Below are 19,159 nucleotides of genomic sequence, written 5' to 3' on the forward strand. Positions count from 1 at the left end.
TGTGCAGCTCCATTCGAGCCATCGAATGACCCCGCCGCTTGCGCACTCCGCCGAACTCCAGAACCTGCAGGTGCTATGCGTCGATAACGAACCGGCGATCCTCGAGGCCATGGACAGTCTGCTGAGCGCCGTCGGCTGCCGGGCGATTACGGCGTCCAGCCGGGCCGCCGCGCTCGGCATCGTCAAATCCGAGGTCATCGATGCCGCCCTGGTGGATTACCGGCTGGATGGGGGCGAGACCGGCATTGAAATCCTCCAGCAGCTTCGCGATGCTTACCCCAAGGCGGTCCTGGCGCTTGTCACTGCGGACCCGCAGGTGCAGGCGCTGCCGCTGCTCAAGGACCTCGGCGTCACAGTGCTGGCCAAGCCGCTGGCCGCGGAGGCGCTTGTCGCGCTGCTACAGGCGGGCGTCGCGCAGGCGGTGAAGACCGTGACAAGCCGAGCGCCTGCGCCGGCAGAGTGAGATGTGGCACGACGGCAGGCGATGACCTGGCGGGTCAGCCGCTGAGCGGGCGCACGCGGATGCCATGGCCGCCGCCGAGACGCGCATTCTCCTCCAGCAGGTCGCAGATCAGCCGATCAGCGGTCGACAGGTGGCGCGCCTCCGCGTTCAGAATGGCCGAGAAGGCGCGCTGCTTGAAGGCGAGCTTCTGCTCCGGCGTGAAGGCGACGGCGCCGCTGACGGACGATAGCACGATGTCAATCATGCGCTCCGCGCCGTGCAGCCGGCCCCAGAGATAATCGTTCTCCCGGTAGACGCGCGAGAAGAAGCCGCCGAACAGGTTAAGCTCCAGGCCCTTGAGGGTGGCGTCGGCTCCACCGGGGCGCAGGGTCTGGGAGTCGTCCGGGCTGATGCGATCAACCTTGATCTCGTCGAACTCGTCGAGGTCGCGGCCTTCGAGCAGCGGCAGGGTGGCGGCGTCCATGAAGGCATAGCCGAGGTAGGTGAACAGCAGCGCCTGACGGCACGCGCTGTGCAGGTCTCCGCGCAAGTCTCCGCTCAGGGCCGCAGCGACCAGCGCATCGACCTGCAGGTCGAGGTCGTGCAGGTTGAGCACCTCGCCGATCGCCGCGATGCACCCGTCCGGGTCCGCGCCGGAAGCCGCATTGACCGCATGGACACGCAGCCCCGCATGGAAGCGATCAGGCGCGCTTGCCGCCTCGACCAGGTGCAGCGCCTCGTAGAAACGCGCCTTGGCGTAATCCAGGGCCGCCGGGTCGCTGGCGCTTTCCTCCGTATACAGGCGGTTGAGGCGGCGGACCATGAAGCGCAGACGCCGCTCGCGAAACGGCAGGTCGTAGCGCTTGAGGAACGCGACCCAGGGCAGATGCTCCCCGTCGCCACGCCTTCGCCCGGCCGCTCCCCGTTAAGGACGCCGGAGCGGCGCGCCCAGGCCTGCACGCGTTCGCGCAGCGCCGGGTCGACCGGGTCGATCCGTCCCGGCGCCGCCAGCCGGCCGATCAGGTCGGCGAGATGCTCGAGGACGTCGATCAGCTTCAATTCGACATAGGCGCCGTAGGTGAAGCCGGCGTGGGCGGCGGCAGCGATATTTGCTGTGTCGCGCCAGACCTTCAGCGCGTCCGGCGTTATGCGTGCGTCCGCGATTTCGGGGCCAAGTGCGGCCTGCACGGCAGCTGCCACATCCGGCTCGATGCTGGTGATCACGGCCTTGAAGCGGCGGACCCGGTAGGAAAAATCCTGTGCCCAGGCCAGTTCGTCCCGGATCGGCTGGTTGCGCGGGATCGTGGAGATCGAGGCCCGGATCGAGGAGAAAAATCCGGGAGCGGCCCCGGCAGATCGTCCTTCTCATGCAACGGCAGCGGCTCGAGGTAGACGATGCGCCGGTCCACCTCGCGGCTGGCGGGCCTGGAGCGCAGGGCTGCGATCGCCTCCCGAACGGCTTGTTGTTGAGCACGCTGCCATCGAGGTAGGCGCTGCGCTCCGGCGGGTCGCCGGGGCACCGCGCTCGTCGGCCAGGCGGCCGATCAGGGTGGCGCGGTCCGCCCATGCCAGGCCGCTTTCCTGGACCGCCTGATCCATCTCCGCAAAGGTTGCCGCCGGGAACACGCCGGGAAGCTGGCCGTTGCCCGCGCCGCGAACGCGAGGCTGGCGTTCGAGCCGAGGCTGCGCTTCTGCCCCGGATCGCGGCCCGGGTCACGGAAGGTGAAGATCATCCGGTGTTCGCGCTCGACAACCTCGGGCGGCGAATGCATGCGGATGCGCTGCCGGTAGCCGAAGTAATCCGTGACGGTCACGAACAGGTCGAGCGGGACGCCGGGCGGCAGCAGCGCCTCGCCGGCGGCGCATGGTGCGGCCTTGCGCGCCGAAGGCGGCATCTGTTCCAACCCATCGAGCAGCATGCGGGCGAAGCGCACGCCGGAAAATGGCGGCTTGAACCAGCGGGAGCGCACGAACAGCGACAGTTTGCGGTGCATCTCCTCGTTCAGCTTGCGGCCGAACTCCGGCTCCAGGCCGCCCGCCTTCAGCCGGTTCCACAGCCAGAGCACGGGCCGCATGTAGAACTTGCTCCAGCGGTTGGAACGCGCGGCCGGGTCCAGCAGCTCCTCGACGTCCGCATTGTCGAGCCACATGCTGCGGTGCGGCTCCAGGCTGGAGCCATCCGCGATGGCCTTGGCGAGCATCACGCCGTTGATCCCGCCCGCCGACGCCCCGGCGATGATGTCGACCAGCACCCGCAACTTCACATGGCTGCCGATTTCGCGCAGCAGGTCGAAATAGACGGCTTCCGTGTCGGTTGGGTCGTCGTAGGGGTTGGCGGCGCTGAACTCCGCACCGTCCGGGGCAGTATGGAAGGCGCGCGAGGCCCGCAGCAGCTTCCAGATTTCCTTGGTGACGCCGTGCATGTAAATGGCGAGCGAAATGCCGCCGTAGCAGACGAGCGCCAGTCGCAGCTCTTTGGTCTTGGGGGTTTTCGGCGGCGTGCTCATGCTGGCCGAGACTAGCGACACTGCAGCGGATGGGAAGCCTGGACCGTGATCGTTTCAAATTGAATCGATCTGAACCGTGCATCAGGCTCTTGTGGCGTGCCGAAAGTCACAAAAGTCACGGGGAAAGGGGTGTGTGACTTTCGGGGCAAAGGGGAGCAGCGTGTGACGCTGTCCGACTTGTCTGCTGCGCCATCTTGTACCAACGCTCATTGATAGAAACCTGTTCGTCATTGCGAGCGGGCCGCCGGCCTGCGAAGCAATCCAGCCTTGACGTCATTCTGGATCGCCACGGGGCTGCGCCCCTCGCGATGACGATTATGGAAGGCGATCAGGTGTCATCACTGCGATCAGGCATTACCCCTTCATTTTGTGCCATATGGGTGAACTATACGCGTCGCGCACGATGTAGGACAGCCAATTCTCACACGCGGCCGTTCGCCCACCCCGGCCTGCGGCCACCCTCCCGTAAACGGGAGGGAGAGGGTTATGGCTTGCCTGGGGCCACCCCACCCTCGCCAGCGGGAGGGGAGAAAGAAGGCTCCGGCATGACTCTCCCTCCCTCGTTCGAGGGAGGGGTGGTGCGAAGCACCGGGGTGGGTGGTGCCCGTTACGCCCTAGACCATGATTCACGCTCTCGGTTGAAGCACATATGCTTCAACCTCAACCGATCAGGCTCTGGTGAGTTTCTTGTAGCTGATGCGGGTCGGGCGGTCGGCGGCATCGCCAAGGCGTCGACGGCGGTCTTCCTCGTACATCTGGAAGTTGCCCTCGAACCACTCCACATGGCTGTCGCCCTCGAACGCCAGGATGTGGGTGGCCAGCCGGTCCAGGAAGAAGCGGTCGTGGCTGATGACCACCGCGCAGCCGGCATAGCTTTCCAGCGCCTCTTCCAGTGCGCGCAGGGTGTCGACGTCGAGGTCGTTGGTCGGCTCGTCCAGCAGCAGCACGTTGCCGCCGCGCGCCATCATCTTGGCCATGTGCACGCGGTTGCGCTCCCCGCCGGAGAGCAGGCCGACCTTCTTCTGCTGGTCCGACCCCTTGAAGTTGAACGAGCCGACGTAGGAGCGGGTGAAAATATCCTGCTTGCCGAAGCGGAACACGTCCAGCCCGCCGGAGATTTCTTCCCACACCGTCTTCTTCGGATCGAGCGCGTCGCGCGACTGGTCGACGTAGGAGAGCTTGACCGTCTCGCCGATGCGGATTTGGCCGGAATCCGGCTGCTCGCTCCCGATGATCATGCGGAACAGCGTGGTCTTGCCGGCGCCGTTCGGGCCGATGACGCCGACGATGCCGCCCGGCGGCAGGCGGAAGCTCAGGTTCTCGATCAGCACGCGATCGCCGAACGACTTGGTGAGGTTTTCGACGTCGATCACGGTGTTGCCCAGACGCTCGGCCGGCTGGATGACGATCTGCGCCTTGGAAATCTGGCGGTTCTCCTGGCTTTCCACCAGTTCCTCGAACGCCTTGACCCGGGCCTTGGACTTGGTCTGGCGCGCCTTCGGCGTGGCGCGGATCCACTCCAGCTCGCGCTCGATCGCCTTCTGCTTGGCTTCGTCCTCGCTCTGCTCCTGGACGATGCGCTTGTGCTTGGCCTCCAGCCAGGCGGAATAATTGTAGTTGTGCGGGATGGCGCGGCCGCGGTCCAGTTCCAGCACCCACTGCACGACGTTGTCGAGGAAGTAGCGGTCGTGGGTGACCAGGATCACGGTGCCCTTGTAGTCCTGCAGGTGGCGCTCCAGCCAGGCGACGGATTCCGCGTCCAGGTGGTTGGTCGGTTCGTCCAGCAGCAGGATGTCCGGCTTTTCCAGCAGCAGCTTGCACAGGGCCACCCGGCGCTTCTCGCCGCCCGAGAGCTTGGTCACATCGGCGTCGGACGGCGGGCAGCGCAGTGCGTCCATCGCCAGTTCGAGCTGGTTGTCGAGCGACCAGGCGTCGACCGCGTCGATGCGCTCCTGCAGCTGGCCCATCTCGTCCATCAGGGCATCGAAGTCGGCGTCTGCCGGCGGATCGCCGAGCATGTTGGAGATTTCGTTGTAGCGCTCGACCATGGCGACCGTGTCTTTGACCGCATCCTTGACGTTGCCCATCACGTCCTTGGTGGGGTCGAGCTGCGGCTCCTGCGCCAGATAGCCGACGCGCACGCCGTCCGCCGCCCAGGCCTCGCCCTGATATTCGGTGTCGAGGCCGGCCATGATCTTCATCAGCGTCGATTTCCCGGCACCGTTCACGCCGATGATGCCGATCTTCGCGCCCGGCAGGAACGACAGCCAGACATCGCTGAAGACGGTCTTGCCGCCGGGGTAGGCCTTGCCGAGGCCCTTCATGACATAGGTGTATTGCGTGCTCACGGGGAAGAGTCCTGATTTTGGATAGTGTGAGGCTGGATACCCATCTGGCCCGCATTGCGCAACATGGCGGTTGTGCGCAAAATTTGTGTCGCCATTGCTGCGATCTGCTTTAGGGTCTGCGGAAAATTCGAGTCCGGGAGAGCTTTCATGACTGTTAAAGCCCTGTTTTTGATAACTTTACTCTTGTCCACGCCCGCACTCGCCGCCGATCCTGACGCCACGGCGCGGGGCTGGCGGAGGCCGCGCTGGCCGGGGACGCCAAAGCCTATGAATATCTGGAAGACCTGACCACCAGCGTCGGGCAGCGGCTGGCGGGCACGGAAGCCGAGAAGCGCGGCGCGGACTGGGGCGAGGCGCAGATGCGCGCGCTTGGGCTGGCGAACGTGCGGCAGGAGCGCTTCCCGCTGCAGGTCTGGGAGCGTGGGCGCGAGGACGCGATGGTGCTTTCGCCTGCGCCGCAGCGGATCGCCGTGACCGCGCTCGGCTGGTCGCCCGCCACCCCGGTTGGCGGTATCGAGGCCGAGGTGGCGCTGGTCGACAGCCTGGAAGCGCTCAAGGCCGCACCTGCCAATGCCTACAAGGGCAAGATCGTCCTGGTGACGCAGGCGACGCCGCGCACACATGACGGCTCCGGCTACGGCGCGACCGGGCCGATCCGCCGGTTCGGCGCGCTGGAGGCCAAGAAGCGCGGCGCGGTCGCCTTCCTGCTGCGTTCGCTTGGCACCCACCATCACCGGTTCGCCCATGCCGGCAGCCAGGATCGCGCCACGATCACGCAGGGCATCCCGGCGGCTGCCGTCTCGCCGCCTGATGTGGAACTGCTGCAGCGTCTGGCCAAGCGCGGGCCGCTGCGCATGACCCTGACCCTGACGCCGAAGCCGGTCCGCGACGGGTTCAGCCAGAACGTCATCGGCGAAATCACCGGCAGCGAAAAGCCGGAAGAGATCGTGCTGGTCGGCGCGCACATCGATAGCTGGGACCTGGGGACCGGCGCGATCGATGACGGCGCCGGCACGGCGATCGTGCTTGGTGCTGCCAAGCTGATCAAGGCGCTTCCCAGCCCGCCCAAGCGCACCATCCGCTTCGTGCTGTTCGGCGCGGAGGAGCAGGGCATAACCGGTGGGCGCAGCTACGCCGAGAAGCACAAGGCAGACAATCACCTCGTCGTCACTGAAGCCGATTTCGGGCAGGGGCCGGTCTATGGCCTCAACACCCGCTTCGCCGACCCCGAGCACCCGACCGCGCAGGCGCTGATGCGCGTACTGGCACCGCTGGGCGTGGTGCGCGGCTCCAACGCGGCGGATGGCGGGCCAGACGTCTCGCCCATGGTCGAGGCCGGCGTTCCGGCGATCGACCTGGCGATGGAGGGGACCGATTACTTCGACCTGCACCACACGGCGGACGACACGTTCGACAAGATCGAACGCGGCCGGATCAACCAGAGCGTGGCGGCCTATGTGGCGGCATTATGGACTTTTCTGAGCTGGGCGGCGATTTCCGTGTAACAAAACCGTAAGGAAAACAGGTATTGGTGCCGGAGCGAGAACGGCCTGTTCAAGGCTGATCCATATCCTGCCGCCGGGGTGTGCGTTAAGAAACGCACACCATCCAGAAGGAGGATATATCATGTCAGTGACCATCTACGAAGCCGCCGTTCCCGCCCTGACCCTGAACCTGCAGAACCTGCACAACATCCTTGCCAAGGCTGCGGCCTATGCCGCCGAGCGCAAGGTCGAGGACGCGACCATCCTCGGCCTGCGCCTGTTCCCGGACATGCTGCACCTGGCGCGCAACGTTCAGGTGGCCTGCGACCTGTCCGTGCGCGGCGCGGCGCGGCTGGCCGGCGTCGACCTGCCGTCGTTCCCGGACGACGAAGCGACGATCGCCGACCTGCAGGCGCGCATCGCCAAGGCGCGCGACTTCATCAACAGCATCCCGGTGGACAAGTTTGACGGCGCAGAGACCCGCGAAGTCTCGCTGATGGCCGGCCAGGCGCCGCTGAAGTTCCACGGCAAGGAATATCTCGCCGACTTCGTGCTGCCGAACGTCTACTTCCACGTCACGGTCGTCTACGCCAACCTGCGCGGCGTCGGCGTGCCGATCGGCAAGATGGACTTCCTCGGCAATCTCCGCCTCGCAGCGTAATCCGGCTGAACCGTCGCATGAATGCGCCGTCCCATGTTTGCATGGGGCGGCGCTTTTGCGTTAAGCGGCGTCCATGACACAGACGGACGGCCGCGCAACCCCACCCGGCGCGGGTTTCTCATTGGCGGCGGCGCGACCCTCGGCCTCATCGTGGCGGCGGCGGTCTGGCCGCGCGAGACGCCGATCAACCTCTCGGTCGCCGAGGATGAAACCCTGCTCAGCGGCTGGCTGAAGATCGGCGCGGACGGCCAGGTCGTCGTGGCTATCCCCAGGCGGAGATGGGGCAGGGCGTCTACACCGCGCTCGCCATGCTGGTCGCGGAGGAGGTGGGCGCGGACTGGTCGCTGGTCGCCATCGAGCCGGCACCGCGCCACCCGCTGTACGCCAACCGCGCAATCGGCCTGGACGGCTTGAGCGGCATGCCCGGCTTCCTCAAAGGTGCGGCACGCTGGGCCGTGCGCGAAGCCGCCCAGAGCTATGGCCTGCAGATGACCGGCGGCAGCACCTCGGTGCGCGCCTTCTGGGAGCCGATGCGCCAGGCCGGCGCCATCGCGCGCGTGCAGCTGTGCAAGGCCGCCGCCCGCCAGTGGGGCGTCGACTGGCGCGACTGCGACACGGAAGCCGGGCAGGTGATCTACAACGACCGCACCGTGAGTTTCGCCGATGTCGCCGCGTCAGCCGCGACCATGAGCGCCGATCAACCGCTGGACCTGCGCCCGCGCGAGGCCCGGCGGCTGATCGGCCGCAGCGTGCCCCGGCTCGACCTGCCGGGCAAGATCGACGGCAGCGCCCGCTTTGGGGCGGATGTCCGCCTGGCCGGCATGCTCTATGCGGCGGTCGCGCTGGTCGACCGCACGCCGGCAACGCTCAAGGCGGCTGCAGCCATGCCCGGGGTGCGCCATGTGGTCGAGCAGCCGGGCTGGGTCGGCGTATGCGCGCAGACCTGGTGGCAGGCGCACCAGGCGGCCCGGACGCTGGAGACGCTGCGCGCGCCGGTTGACGCCGGGCTGGACGACGCTGCGATCCAGACACGGCTGGAGGCGGCGCTAGGGGCCATGCTCGCCAGCGATGACCCACAGGAGGTGCGGGCGCGCTATGCGCTTGCCGCCACCGCCGCCGCGCCGCTCGAGCCGCTGACGGCAACCGCCCGGGTGACGGACGACGCGGCCGAAATCTGGGCACCGACCCAGTCCGTGACTCTGGCGGCCTGGGCGGCGGCGCGCGCGCTGGACATCAGCGACAAGAACGTCACCGTGTTTCAGACCCTGGTCGGCGGCGGGTTCGGGCGCAAGATCGAGGTCGATGCGGTGACCATGGCGGCGCTGTGCGCCCGCGCCGCGAACGCGCCGGTGCAACTGCTGCTGACCCGCGAGCAGGACATGGCGCTGCAGGGCGTGCGCCAGGCCGTGCTCGCGGACATGAGCGGCCAATTGAGCGAGGCCGGGACCATCGCTGCCTGGCGGGGCGTTTCGCCGGCCAGTCCGCCACCCGCAGCCTGCTGGCGCGCACGGTGCCGGACCTGAAATCGCTGGTGCCGCAGGGCGGCGTGCCGGCGGACACGCTGGAGCAGCAGTACCGCATCCCCGAGCACCATCAGGAGATGGCGCATATCGACCTGCCGGTGCGCGCCGGCGCTGCGCGCGCGACCGAACAGGTGGCGGCGGCGTTCGTGCGCGAGAGCTCGACGAACTGGCTCTGCGCGCGCAGGCGGACCCGGCGGCGTTCCGGCTGGCGCACCTGCCGCAGGGCACGCGGGCGCGCCATGTGCTGGAGACGGCGCTCGCCAAGGCCCAGTACCGGCCGGACGGGCTCGGCGCCGGGCGCGGGCAGGGGTGGCGCTGCACTGCGGCTACGGTTCGATCGCGGCCGCCGTGCTGGAGGTGGAACTGCAGGGCCAGCGCCCGCCCCGGCTGCTGCGGGCGACGCTGGCGGTCGATTGCGGCGACATCATCCACCCGGACATCGTGCGCGCGCAGATGACGGGCGGCTTCCTCTATGGCCTGTCGGATGCGCTGTACGGCCATGTGTCCTACCGGGATGGCCATGTGACCAGCCTGAACTTCGATCGCTATCCGCTGCTGGCGCTGGCGGAGGCACCGCCGGTCACGGTCGTTCTGCTGGCGAATTCATCCAGCCCCGGCGGCATCGGCGAGCTGGCGACACCGCTCGCCGCCCCGCGCTCGCCAACGCCATCGCCCGCGCCGGCGGCGGCCGCCGCCGCGCCCTGCCGATTGCGGGGTGAGGTCTTGTCGCTCCGGTGCATGAAAGGTGACATATGACCGAGCACACGCCCGCCGGGCATCCGAAGATTCCTCGCCGCAGGTCGGCGTGCTGCTGGTGAACCTCGGCACGCCGCCATCGCTGCAGGTGTCGGCGATCCGCCGCTACCTCGATGAATTCCTCTCCGACCGGCGGGTGGTCGAGCTGCCGCCACTGCTCTGGCAGCCGATCCTGAAAGGGATCATCCTCAACACGCGGCCGCCAAAGACCGCCAAAGCCTACGCCAAGGTCTGGGACCGCGCCCGCGACCTCTCGCCGCTCGCCGCCTTCACCATGGACCAGTGCCAGGCGCTGGCGGTGCGGCTGCCCGGCGTCGCGGTGGACTGGGCGATGCGCTACGGCCAGCCGTCGATCACCGCGCGCCTTGCAGCGCTCATGGGTGCCGGGTGCCGGCGCATCCTGCTGGCGCCGCTCTATCCGCAGTATTCCGCTGCGACCACGGCCACCGTGGTCGACGCCGCCAGGCGGACACTTGCCGGCCTGCGCTGGCAGCCGGCCCTGCGCACCCTGCCGCCCTATTATGACGACCCGGCCCACATCGCGGCGCTGGCGGCGAGTGTGCGCACGCATCTCGCCGGGCTGGCGTGGACACCTGATGTGCTGGTCGCGTCCTTCCATGGCATGCCCAGGCGCACGCTGGACCTGGGCGACCCCTACCACTGCCAGTGCCAGAAGACCGGCCGCCTGCTGCGCGAGGCACTCGGCTGGCCGGCGGAGCGGTTCCGCGTCACCTTCCAGTCCCGCTTCGGGCCGGCCGCATGGCTGCAGCCCTACACCGACAAGACCCTGGAGGCGCTGCCGGGCGAGGGGCGAAGGCGGTGGCGGTCGTGTCGCCGGGGTTCGCCGTCGACTGCATCGAGACGCTGGAGGAAATCGCCATCGCGGGTGCCGAGACCTTCCATGCAGCGGGTGGCGCGCACTATACCTACATCCCGTGCCTGAACGCGACGGAGACCGGCATGGCCATGCTGGAGACGCTGGTGCGCCGGGAACTGTCCGGATGGATGTGACGGCAGCCAGGCGGTCCGTCGCCGATTTTGTGCAGCGAATTGACCTCGATCATTTTTGGTCAGGATGATTTGTGTCTAACAGGTCGCAATAAAACGGGGAGGCAAGTCATGACACGCGTAGCACTGGTGACAGGTGGAACACGGGGATCGGCGAGGCGATCAGTCTGGTCCTGAAGGCGCAGGGTGCACGGTCGTTGCGAATTACGCTGGCAACGACGAGAAGGCCAACGCGTTCAAGGCGCGCACCGGCATCCATGTGTCCAAGTTCAATGTCGCGGACTTCGAGGCGGTGCAGGCCGCCTGCAAGCAGATCGAGGCTGACGTCGGCCCGATCGATATCCTGGTCAACAACGCCGGCATCACGCGGGATGGCACAATCCTGAAAATGTCCTACGACATGTGGAAAGAGGTGATCGAGGTCAACCTCGGCGGCTGCTTCAACACCGCCAAGGCGACCTTCCCCGGCATGCGCGAGCGCAAGTGGGGGCGGATCGTCAATATCGGCTCGATCAACGGCCAGGCCGGGCAATATGGCCAGGTGAACTACGCCGCCGCCAAGTCCGGCATCCACGGCTTCACCAAGGCGCTGGCGCAGGAAGGCGCGCGCGTCGGCGTGACCGTCAACGCCATCGCGCCCGGCTATATCGACACCGACATGGTGGCGGCCGTGCCACCGGACGTGCTGGAGAAGATCGTGGCGAAAATCCCGGTCGGGCGACTGGGTCATGCCGAGGAGATCGCCCGCGGCGTTGCCTTCCTGTGCAGCGAGGATGCCGGCTTCGTCACCGGTTCGACGCTCTCGATCAACGGCGGACAGCATATGTATTGATTGCAGGCTGGCCAAAGCGATGCAGAGCGGCGTAATGGGTGCGGAAGAATGAGGTTAGCCCACCATGCCCGTTGACGCCGCTGCGTCCGCTATCATCCTGCCCGTGTTCGATCCTGTGGCCCTGCACCTGGGACCGCTGGTTGTGCGCTGGTACGCGCTTGCCTACCTCGCCGGCATCCTGCTCGGCTGGTGGCAGTTGTCGCGCATGGTCGAGACGCCCGGCGCGCCGATGGCCCGGCGCCATGTCGACGACTTCGTGACCTGGGCGACGCTCGGCGTCATCCTCGGCGGCCGGGCGGCCTATGTGCTGTTCTACGATTTCCCGCAGTTCGCCGCCGACCCGCTCCGGGTGTTCTACCTGTGGGAGGGCGGCATGGCCTACCACGGCGGCGTCGTCGGCGTGCTGATCGCGATCCTGCTGTTCAGCCGCATCAACAAGCTGAAATGGCTGCGCGTGAACGATTATGTGGCTGTCGTCGTGCCCATCGGGTCCTTCTTCGGCCGGCTGGCGAACTTCATCAACGGCGAGCTGTACGGACGCGCGGCGAGCGTGCCTTGGGCCATGGTGTTCCCGCGCGACCCGCAGCAGATTCCCGGCATCCCAGCCAGCTCTATCAGGCCATGCTGGAGGGCGCGCTGCTGTTCGCGATCCTGATGTGGGCGTTCTACAGGACGGACGCGCGGACCCGGCCCGGCATGCTTGTTGGCGTTTATCTTACAGGATACGGGGCGTTCCGTTTCATTGCCGAGTATTTCCGCGAGCCGGACGTGCAGCTCGGCATCCTGTCCTGGGGCCTCAGCATGGGCCAGACCCTGAGCGTGCCGATGATCCTGCTTGGGCTTTACATGATGGCGACCGCCAGCGGGCGGCGCGCGCGCAGCAGCGCATGAGCGCACTCCTTGATCTGATCCGCGCGGAGATCGCCGCCAGTGGGCCGATGCGCGTCGACCGCTACATGGCACTGTGTCTCTCGCACCCGCAGCACGGCTATTACATGACCCGCGATCCGCTCGGCGCGCGCGGCGACTTCATCACCGCGCCCGAGATCAGCCAGATGTTCGGCGAGCTGATCGGCCTGTGGCTGGTCGACCTGTGGCAGCGCGCAGGAGCCGCGCCGTTCCACCTGGTCGAGCTGGGGCCGGGGCGCGGCACCCTGATGGCGGATGCGCTGCGTGCCGCAGGCGGTGCGCCCGGTTTCGCGCAAGCCGTGCGGGTGCATTTCGTCGAGATCAGCCCGGCGCTGCGGATCGAGCAGGCGGCGCGCGTGCCGCAGGCGACCCACCACGACAGCATCGAAACGCTGCCGGATGACGCACCGCTGTTCGTCATCGCCAACGAATTCTTCGACGCCCTGCCGGTCCGGCACTGGCTGCTGCGGCCGGGCGCGCCGGAAGGGCTGAGCGAACGGCTGATCGATGTGGACGGCGACCGGCTGGTCTGGCAGCCCGCGCAAGTCCCGGCCGGCACGGTGATCGTCGAGCAGTGCCCGGCAGCCGAGGCCGTCGCGCAGGACCTGGCGGCCCGCATCGCAGCGCAGGGCGGGGCGCTGCTGGCGATCGACTATGGGTATGACCGCCCCGGCGTCGGCTCGACCCTGCAGGCGCTGGCGCGCCACGCGCACGTCGATCCGCTCGAACAGCCGGGCGAGGCGGACCTGACCGCGCATGTCAACTTCCGCGCGCTCGGCGCTGCGCTTGGCCGGGGCGGGTTGACCCGGCACGGGCCGGTCAGCCAGGGGCAGTTCCTGCGCGCGCTCGGGCTAGACGTGCGCGCGGCAACGCTGGTGCGCGCCAATGCCGACGCCACCGAAAGCATCATGGCGGCCATGCGCCGGCTCTCCGAGCCGGATCAGATGGGCGAGCTGTTCAAGGTGCTCGCCGCCACCGCGCCGTCCATGCCCACACCGGCAGGGTTCGCGTGACCCCGGCTTACCGCACCCCGACACCGGCCGATGCGTCGGCGCTGGTTGCGCTGGGACGCGAGACGTTCACGGCGACCTTCGGGCACCTGTATCCGCCCGAGGACCTGCAGACGTTCCTCGAGGAGGCACACAATCCGGAGACGATCCGCACGCGGCTCGCCGACCCGGCGCGCCGCTACCGCGTTGCGCAAGCGGCCGGACAGATGGTCGGGTTCTGCCACCTGGCACCGCTGAAGCTGCCGCTGCACGACCGACCGGCTCCGGCGCTCGAGCTGAGCCAGCTTTACGTGCTGCCGGACTGGCTGGGCGCGGGCATCGGCCCGGCGCTGATGGACTGGGCGCTGGAGCAGGCGCGCGGGGCGGGGTGCGCAGCCTCGTGCTGAGCGTCTACAGCGAAAATTACCGCGCCCAGCGCTTCTACCAGCGCTACGGGTTCGAGAAATATGCCGACTACGAATTCCATGTCGGGCGCGTGGTCGATGCCGAGTATCTGATGTGCAAGTCCTTCCCCGTCCTGACCTCCGCGCTGCTGGACGGCGTGCCGCACGGTTTTCTCGGGCGGCGCGGCGGCGTCTCGCAGGGCGGCTACGCCAGCCTCAATGTCGGGCTCGGATCGGATGACGACCCCGCGCACGTGGCCGAGAACCGGCGGCGCGCTGTCGCAGCGGTCGCGGCGGGGGCGCACCTAGTGACGGTGCGGCAGGTCCACGGTGATGCGGTGGTCATGGCGCAGACGGCCTGGGATGATGACGCCCGGCCGCAAGCCGACGCCCTGGTAACCCGCGTGCCGGGCCTCGCGCTCGGGGTCCTGACGGCGGACTGCGCGCCGGTATTGCTGGCGGACCCTGTTGCAGGGGTGATTGGTGCGGCACATGCCGGCTGGAAGGGGCGCTGGCCGGCGTTCTCGATCGCACGGTCGAGGCCATGCACCGGCTGGGCGCACGCGCGATCATGGCGGCGATCGGCCCATGCATCGCCCGGCGCTCCTACGAGGTGGATGCTGCGTTCGTCGCGCGCTTCCTGGCGCAGGACCCTGAGACCGAGCGGTTTTTCGCCGCCGGGGCGCGGGACGACCATGCCCAGTTCGATCTGGAGGGCTATGCCGCCAGCCGTCTCGCGGGTGCGGGTGTTACGCGGATCGATCTGCTTGGCGTCGACACTTATGGCGACGCGGCCGCCTGGTACAGCTATCGCCGGGCGACCCACCGCGGCGAGCCGGATTACGGGCGGCAAATCTCGCTGATCGCGCTCCCGCGCGGATAGCAGCAGCGCGCGATAATTTATCACGCTAGTGTCATGAAAACTGCTAGGCTCGACTGAGTCGAGAGGGTCACATGCTGTTCTGGTCCAAGCCCAAGGCGAACCCAGCAGGGGTGCAACTGCGCGCGCTCGCCCATAGTCTGGCGGCGGAAACGCAGCCGCCGTGGCGCATGATCTATCTCTACGTCGAACATCAGGGCGGCGAGTCCTGCGGCGACGTGCTCGTGAACGAGGGTGGGGACCTCTGGCGGCTCGACCCGCTTGGGCCGGACATGAAAGCAGCCATCGACGCATACCGCAGCGTCCAGAGCGCCGCCGAGGCGGACTGGCTGGCGCTCGACTATTCGCTGGACTTAAGCGGCGCGTCCGCCGTGTCGCTGGTCTACGCTGCCACGTTTGCGCAGGAGATCGGCTATCGCGCCCGCCGTCGCCGCTGGATCGCCCGGCGGCTGGGGCATCTGCGCGTGCGGGGTTACGACGCGATCTGACCGCTGGCCGCGCAGCATCGGTTGGGCTATATGTGGCCACCGTGGGCTAATGCACGGGGAGCAACCGCCATGCTGAGATTTACAGCGATGCTTGCGGCTTTAATTTTGGCGCTTCCCCTTCAGGCCTGCCAGACCCAGCCTTCGTTCCAGATCGCCACCCACGGCATGCACCAGGGGTCGTGCCGATTTTCTTCCGCAAGGAAAACGATGCACTGGGTGCATCCGCCAAAGCCACCCTTGACCGGATCGTCGAGAACTACCGCACCTTCGGCGGCAAACAGATCAACCTGCAAGGTTTTGCAGACGACAAGGCCAACGCCGAGGCACGGGCCGAGGCACAGGCCTATGAGCACGCCGTGCGCGATTACCTCATCGCCCGCGGCGTGCCGGCGGCGGCTATCGTGGTTGGCAGACCCTACCGCGAGCAGGACTCCCAGGGTGTACTGGTGCTCGAGAGCAGCCCGGCCCTGCGCCGCGTCGAAGTGGAAATCCACTAGAGCCTGATCGGTTGAGGTTGAAGCATATGTGCTTCAACCGAGGGCGTGAATCAGGCTCTTATCAACAATTTAGACCATGATTCACGTTTCAGATTGATTCAATCTGAAACGATCAAGGTCTAGACCCTGATGACTTTACGTTGAACCACGCGCTATCGCGCGGTTGCCCACGCGCCGCTCACCCTGAGCTTGGACAGAAGGGCTGAGCGGCTCGTGGTTCGTCCAGGCTCACCACGAGCGGACTTTAGAGCTTGATGACTTTACATTGATCCATCTGTCATCGCGAGGAGCCGCAGGCGACGCGGCGATCCATGGAAATACTGGTGTTCCTGGATTGCTTCGGCAGCTTTGCCGCCTCGCAATGACGATTCCAGCAAATGTCATCACGCTCTAAAGCCTGCTCCGTGAAGATCGGAATGGCGATCCCATCCAATGTCATCGGGCTCCAGGCGCGCTGACCCTCACCCGACCGAGAGGCGAAGCAGGCCGTCGCCGTCCTCGACGGTGACAGTCTGGCCATCCTTCACCTGGCCGCGCAGGATGAGTTCCGCCAGCGGGTCCTGCAGATATTTCTGCACCGCACGCTTCAGGGGCCGCGCGCCGTAGACCGGATCGTAGCCGACCCGCCCGAGCCAGGCGCGCGCGGAGTCCGAAAGCGTGAGGCCGATCTTGCGGTCGGCGAGCAGGCGGGCGACGCGGGCCACCTGGATGTCGACGATCGGCCCCATGTGCGCCTCGCCCAGGCGATGGAACAGGATGATCTCGTCCAGCCGGTTGAGAAATTCCGGGCGGAAATGCCCGCGCACCACCTCCATCACTTCGTTGCGCACCGCATCGGTGTCCTGGCCTTCGGGCAGGCTGGCGATGTAATGCGCGCCAAGGTTCGAGGTCAGCACGATCAGGGTGTTGGTGAAGTCGACCGTGCGGCCCTGGCCGTCGGTGAGCCGGCCGTCGTCCAGCACCTGCAGCAGCACGTTGAACACGTCCGGGTGGGCTTTCTCGACCTCGTCGAACAGCACGACCTGATAGGGCCGGCGGCGGACAGCCTCGGTCAGCACGCCGCCTTCCTCGTAGCCGACATAGCCCGGCGGCGCGCCGATCAGCCGGGCGACCGAATGCTTTTCCTGAAACTCGCTCATGTCGATACGGGCGATGGCCGCCGTGTCGTCGAACAGGAAGTTCGCCAGCGCCTTGCAGAGCTCGGTCTTGCCGACCCCGGTCGGCCCGAGGAACAGGAAGCTGCCCAGTGGCCGGTTCGGGTCCTGCAGCCCGGCGCGCGCGCGCGCACGGCGGCTGAGACGGCGGCGATAGCCTCGGTCTGGCCGATGACCTGGCGGCCGAGTTCCGCCTCCATCGCCAGCAACTTCTCGCGCTCGCCCTCCAGCATCCTGTCGACCGGAATGCCGGTCCAGCGCGAGACGACCGAGGCAATGTCCTCTGCGGTCACTTCCTCGCGCAGCATGGCGGTGTCGCTGGCGGCTTTGGCTTGAGCGATCTTCTTTCCAGGTCCGGAATGACGCCGTATGCCAGCTCGCCAGCGCGGGCGAGGTCGCCGCGCCGCTGCGCCTGCTCCAGCTCAAGACGGGCGTCGTCCAGCCTGGCCTTGAGCTGGCGCTCGCCCTGCATCTTTTCGCGCTCGGCCTGCCAGCGCAGGGTCAGCGCCGTCGATTCCGCCTCCAGCTTGCCGAGTTCGTCCTCGAGCCTGGCCAGCCGGTCGCGCGAGGCGGCGTCCTGCTCCTTTTCAGGGCCTCGCGCTCGATCTTCAACTGGATGATCCGCCGGTCGAGGGTTTCGATCTCTTCCGGCTTGCTTTCCACCTCCATGCGCAGGCGCGACGCCGCCTCGTCCATCAGGTCGATGGCCTTGTCGGGCAGGAAGCGATCCGTGATGTAGCGGTTGCCGAGCGTGGCGGATGCGACCAGCGCGCCGTCGGTGATCCGCACGCCGTGGTGGACCTCGTATTTTTCCTTCAGGCCGCGCAGGATCGAGATGGTGTCCTCGACGGTCGGTTCGCCGACGAACACCGGCTGGAAGCGGCGCTCGAGCGCTGCGTCCTTCTCGACGTATTTGCGATATTCATCAAGCGTGGTGGCACCGATGCAGTGCAGCTCGCCCCGGGCCAGCGCCGGCTTCAGCAGGTTGGAGGCATCCATCGCGCCGTCCGTCTTGCCGGCGCCGACGAGCGTGTGCATTTCGTCGATGAAGAGAATGAGGTCGCCCTCGGCACCGCGCACTTCCTCAAGCACGCCCTTCAGCCGCTCTTCGAACTCGCCGCGATACTTGGCCGGCGATCAGGGCATGTCGAGCGCCATGATCTTCTTGTCCTTCAGGCCTTCCGGCACGTCGCCGTTGGCGATGCGCAGCGCCAGCCCCTCCGCGATCGCGGTCTTGCCGACGCCCGGCTCGCCGATCAGCACGGGATTGTTCTTGGTGCGCCGCGCCAGCACCTGGATGGTGCGCCGGATTTCCTCGTCACGCCCGATGACGGGATCGAGCTTGCCGTCGCGCGCCGCCTGGGTCAGGTCGCGGGCGAATTTCTTCAGCGCGTCGTAGCGATCCTCGGCGGATGCCGTGTCGGCGGTGCGGCCCTTGCGGATGGTGTTGATCGCCTCGTTGAGTTTTTGCGCCGTGACGCCCGCCTCGCCGAGGATGCGCGCGGCCTCCGTGCCCTGCGCGAGCGCGAGCGCCAGCAGCAGCCGCTCGACGGTCACAAAGCTGTCGCCGGCCTTCTGGGCGACTTCTTCGGCCTGGGTCAGCACCTTGACCGCGCCGGGATCCCAGCCGAGCTGGCCGCCGCCCTGGACCCGCGCGATGCGCGCCAGAGCCGCGTCCGCAGCCTGGGATGCCTGCTCCGGGCGGCCGCCCGTGGCCTTGATGAGGCCGGAGGCCATGCCCTGGTCATCCTCCAGCAGCGCCTTGAGCAGGTGCAGCGTGTCGACGCGCTGGTGATCGCGGCGGATCGCCAGCGTCTGGGCGGCTTGCAGGAAGCCCTTGGCGCGGTCGGAGAATTTCTCGATGTTCATACAGCGGTGCCCCTCAGGATATGAGACTTACCGCGATGTAATGTGACATTTTCGCAACACAAGGGGCTGGCGCCAGCTATCCGCCGGCAACCGACACCGGCGCCAGCGCCTTGATGAGCGCATAGACCGGCTCGCCGGGGCCAAGCCGCATGCGGGCGGCGGAGGCTGCTGTGACGAGTGCCAGAAGCTGTGCGTTCCCGACGCGCAGGGTCACGCGGACATTGCCGCTCGGGTCCGGGTCCAGCGCCTGGATCGTCGCCGGCAACTGGTTGACGACGCTGATCTCCGGAACCGATGCGCGCGCCAGAATGACCTCGCGCGCCGGGATCGACAGCCGCAGGGCGTGGCCCGGTTCAGCCCGACAGCCTCGACGGTGAGCCGGCCGAGCGCCGTCTCGACGCAGGCAAG

At 67.4% G+C, this 19,159-nt stretch carries 16 protein-coding genes and 5 pseudogenes; 14 read left to right on the plus strand and 7 right to left on the minus strand.

Going from position 1 to position 19,159, the window contains the following annotated elements; genetic code table 11:
* The first annotated feature begins 109 nt into the window (after positions 1–109).
* Positions 110–463 (plus strand): response regulator, encoded by a 354-nt coding sequence (locus tag E6W36_RS10420; protein WP_222872548.1) that lies wholly within the window; start codon positions 110–112, stop codon positions 461–463.
* Between the two features lie 34 nt (positions 464–497).
* Here E6W36_RS10420 and E6W36_RS10425 read toward each other — a convergent pair whose 3' ends face one another.
* The 4 genes from E6W36_RS10425 to ettA form a co-directional block, all read right to left on the minus strand.
* On the minus strand, positions 498–1,058 hold the full coding sequence (locus E6W36_RS10425; RefSeq protein WP_222872549.1) for a DUF3376 domain-containing protein: 561 nt from the start codon (positions 1,056–1,058) through the stop codon (positions 498–500).
* Positions 1,001–1,666, minus strand: coding sequence for a hypothetical protein (locus tag E6W36_RS10430; RefSeq protein WP_222872550.1), 666 nt, complete (start codon positions 1,664–1,666; stop codon positions 1,001–1,003). Before E6W36_RS10430 ends, E6W36_RS10425 begins: the two co-directional genes overlap by 58 nt.
* 320 nt (positions 1,667–1,986) lie before the next feature.
* Positions 1,987–2,949, minus strand: coding sequence for a patatin-like protein (locus E6W36_RS10435; protein WP_222872551.1), 963 nt, complete (start codon positions 2,947–2,949; stop codon positions 1,987–1,989).
* 668 nt (positions 2,950–3,617) lie between these two features.
* On the minus strand, positions 3,618–5,297 hold the full coding sequence (gene ettA, locus E6W36_RS10440) for an energy-dependent translational throttle protein EttA (protein ID WP_222872552.1): 1,680 nt from the start codon (positions 5,295–5,297) through the stop codon (positions 3,618–3,620).
* Between the two features lie 359 nt (positions 5,298–5,656).
* Here ettA and E6W36_RS10445 point away from each other — a divergent pair, with 359 nt between their 5' ends.
* From E6W36_RS10445 to E6W36_RS10460, 4 genes are all read left to right on the plus strand, one after another.
* The gene (locus E6W36_RS10445; RefSeq protein WP_222872553.1) at positions 5,657–6,802 is read left to right on the plus strand and encodes a M20/M25/M40 family metallo-hydrolase; all 1,146 of its coding nucleotides are present in this window, start codon (positions 5,657–5,659) and stop codon (positions 6,800–6,802) included.
* 121 nt (positions 6,803–6,923) lie between these two features.
* Entirely contained in the window at positions 6,924–7,442 is a 519-nt protein-coding gene (locus E6W36_RS10450) for a DUF1993 domain-containing protein (protein ID WP_222872554.1), read from the plus strand.
* Positions 7,443–7,475: 33 nt separating this feature from the next.
* On the plus strand, positions 7,476–7,856 hold the full coding sequence (locus E6W36_RS10455; protein ID WP_222872555.1) for a hypothetical protein: 381 nt from the start codon (positions 7,476–7,478) through the stop codon (positions 7,854–7,856).
* A complete protein-coding gene (locus E6W36_RS10460) occupies positions 7,751–8,965 on the plus strand; it encodes a molybdopterin cofactor-binding domain-containing protein (RefSeq protein ID WP_222872556.1) in 1,215 nt (404 codons plus the stop codon). The genes E6W36_RS10455 and E6W36_RS10460 overlap by 106 nt, the downstream gene beginning before the upstream one ends.
* A gap of 70 nt (positions 8,966–9,035) precedes the next feature.
* On the opposite strand, the gene E6W36_RS10465 is transcribed toward E6W36_RS10460, so the two are convergent.
* Entirely contained in the window at positions 9,036–9,206 is a 171-nt protein-coding gene (locus tag E6W36_RS10465; RefSeq protein ID WP_222872557.1) for a hypothetical protein, read from the minus strand.
* Between the two features lie 68 nt (positions 9,207–9,274).
* Here E6W36_RS10465 and E6W36_RS10470 point away from each other — a divergent pair, with 68 nt between their 5' ends.
* From E6W36_RS10470 to E6W36_RS10510, 9 genes and pseudogenes are all read left to right on the plus strand, one after another.
* Positions 9,275–9,721 carry a molybdopterin cofactor-binding domain-containing protein gene (locus E6W36_RS10470; RefSeq protein ID WP_222872558.1) on the plus strand — a complete coding sequence of 149 codons (447 nt, stop codon included), beginning with the start codon at positions 9,275–9,277 and terminating at the stop codon, positions 9,719–9,721.
* Positions 9,718–10,732, plus strand: a pseudogene (gene hemH, locus E6W36_RS10475) (ferrochelatase). Before E6W36_RS10470 ends, hemH begins: the two are co-directional and overlap by 4 nt.
* Before the next feature lie 108 nt (positions 10,733–10,840).
* Positions 10,841–11,561, plus strand: a pseudogene (phbB, locus tag E6W36_RS10480) (acetoacetyl-CoA reductase).
* A gap of 64 nt (positions 11,562–11,625) precedes the next feature.
* Positions 11,626–12,452, plus strand: a pseudogene (lgt, locus tag E6W36_RS10485) (prolipoprotein diacylglyceryl transferase).
* The gene (locus tag E6W36_RS10490) at positions 12,449–13,483 is read left to right on the plus strand and encodes a class I SAM-dependent methyltransferase (RefSeq protein WP_222872559.1); all 1,035 of its coding nucleotides are present in this window, start codon (positions 12,449–12,451) and stop codon (positions 13,481–13,483) included. The pseudogene lgt and the gene E6W36_RS10490 overlap by 4 nt, the downstream one beginning before the upstream one ends.
* The gene (locus E6W36_RS10495; RefSeq protein WP_222872560.1) at positions 13,480–13,866 is read left to right on the plus strand and encodes a GNAT family N-acetyltransferase; all 387 of its coding nucleotides are present in this window, start codon (positions 13,480–13,482) and stop codon (positions 13,864–13,866) included. Before E6W36_RS10490 ends, E6W36_RS10495 begins: the two co-directional genes overlap by 4 nt.
* 110 nt (positions 13,867–13,976) lie before the next feature.
* Positions 13,977–14,746, plus strand: a pseudogene (gene pgeF, locus E6W36_RS10500) (peptidoglycan editing factor PgeF).
* Positions 14,747–14,817: 71 nt separating this feature from the next.
* Complete coding sequence (locus E6W36_RS10505; protein WP_222872561.1) at positions 14,818–15,231, plus strand: hypothetical protein; 414 nt, start codon at positions 14,818–14,820, stop codon at positions 15,229–15,231.
* A 179-nt stretch (positions 15,232–15,410) separates the two neighbouring features.
* On the plus strand, positions 15,411–15,728 hold the full coding sequence (locus tag E6W36_RS10510; RefSeq protein ID WP_222872562.1) for an OmpA family protein: 318 nt from the start codon (positions 15,411–15,413) through the stop codon (positions 15,726–15,728).
* Between the two features lie 461 nt (positions 15,729–16,189).
* On the opposite strand, the pseudogene clpB reads toward E6W36_RS10510, so the two are convergent.
* Both clpB and E6W36_RS22100 read right to left on the minus strand, forming a co-directional pair.
* Positions 16,190–18,751: pseudogene (clpB, locus tag E6W36_RS18890) on the minus strand (ATP-dependent chaperone ClpB).
* 76 nt (positions 18,752–18,827) lie between these two features.
* Positions 18,828–19,154, minus strand: coding sequence for a TOBE domain-containing protein (locus E6W36_RS22100; RefSeq protein WP_342776878.1), 327 nt, complete (start codon positions 19,152–19,154; stop codon positions 18,828–18,830).
* Between the last annotated feature and the right edge of the window lie 5 nt (positions 19,155–19,159).

The sequence above is a fragment of the Hankyongella ginsenosidimutans genome (genome assembly GCF_005144965.1).
Taxonomy (GTDB): domain Bacteria; phylum Pseudomonadota; class Alphaproteobacteria; order Sphingomonadales; family Sphingomonadaceae; genus Hankyongella; species Hankyongella ginsenosidimutans.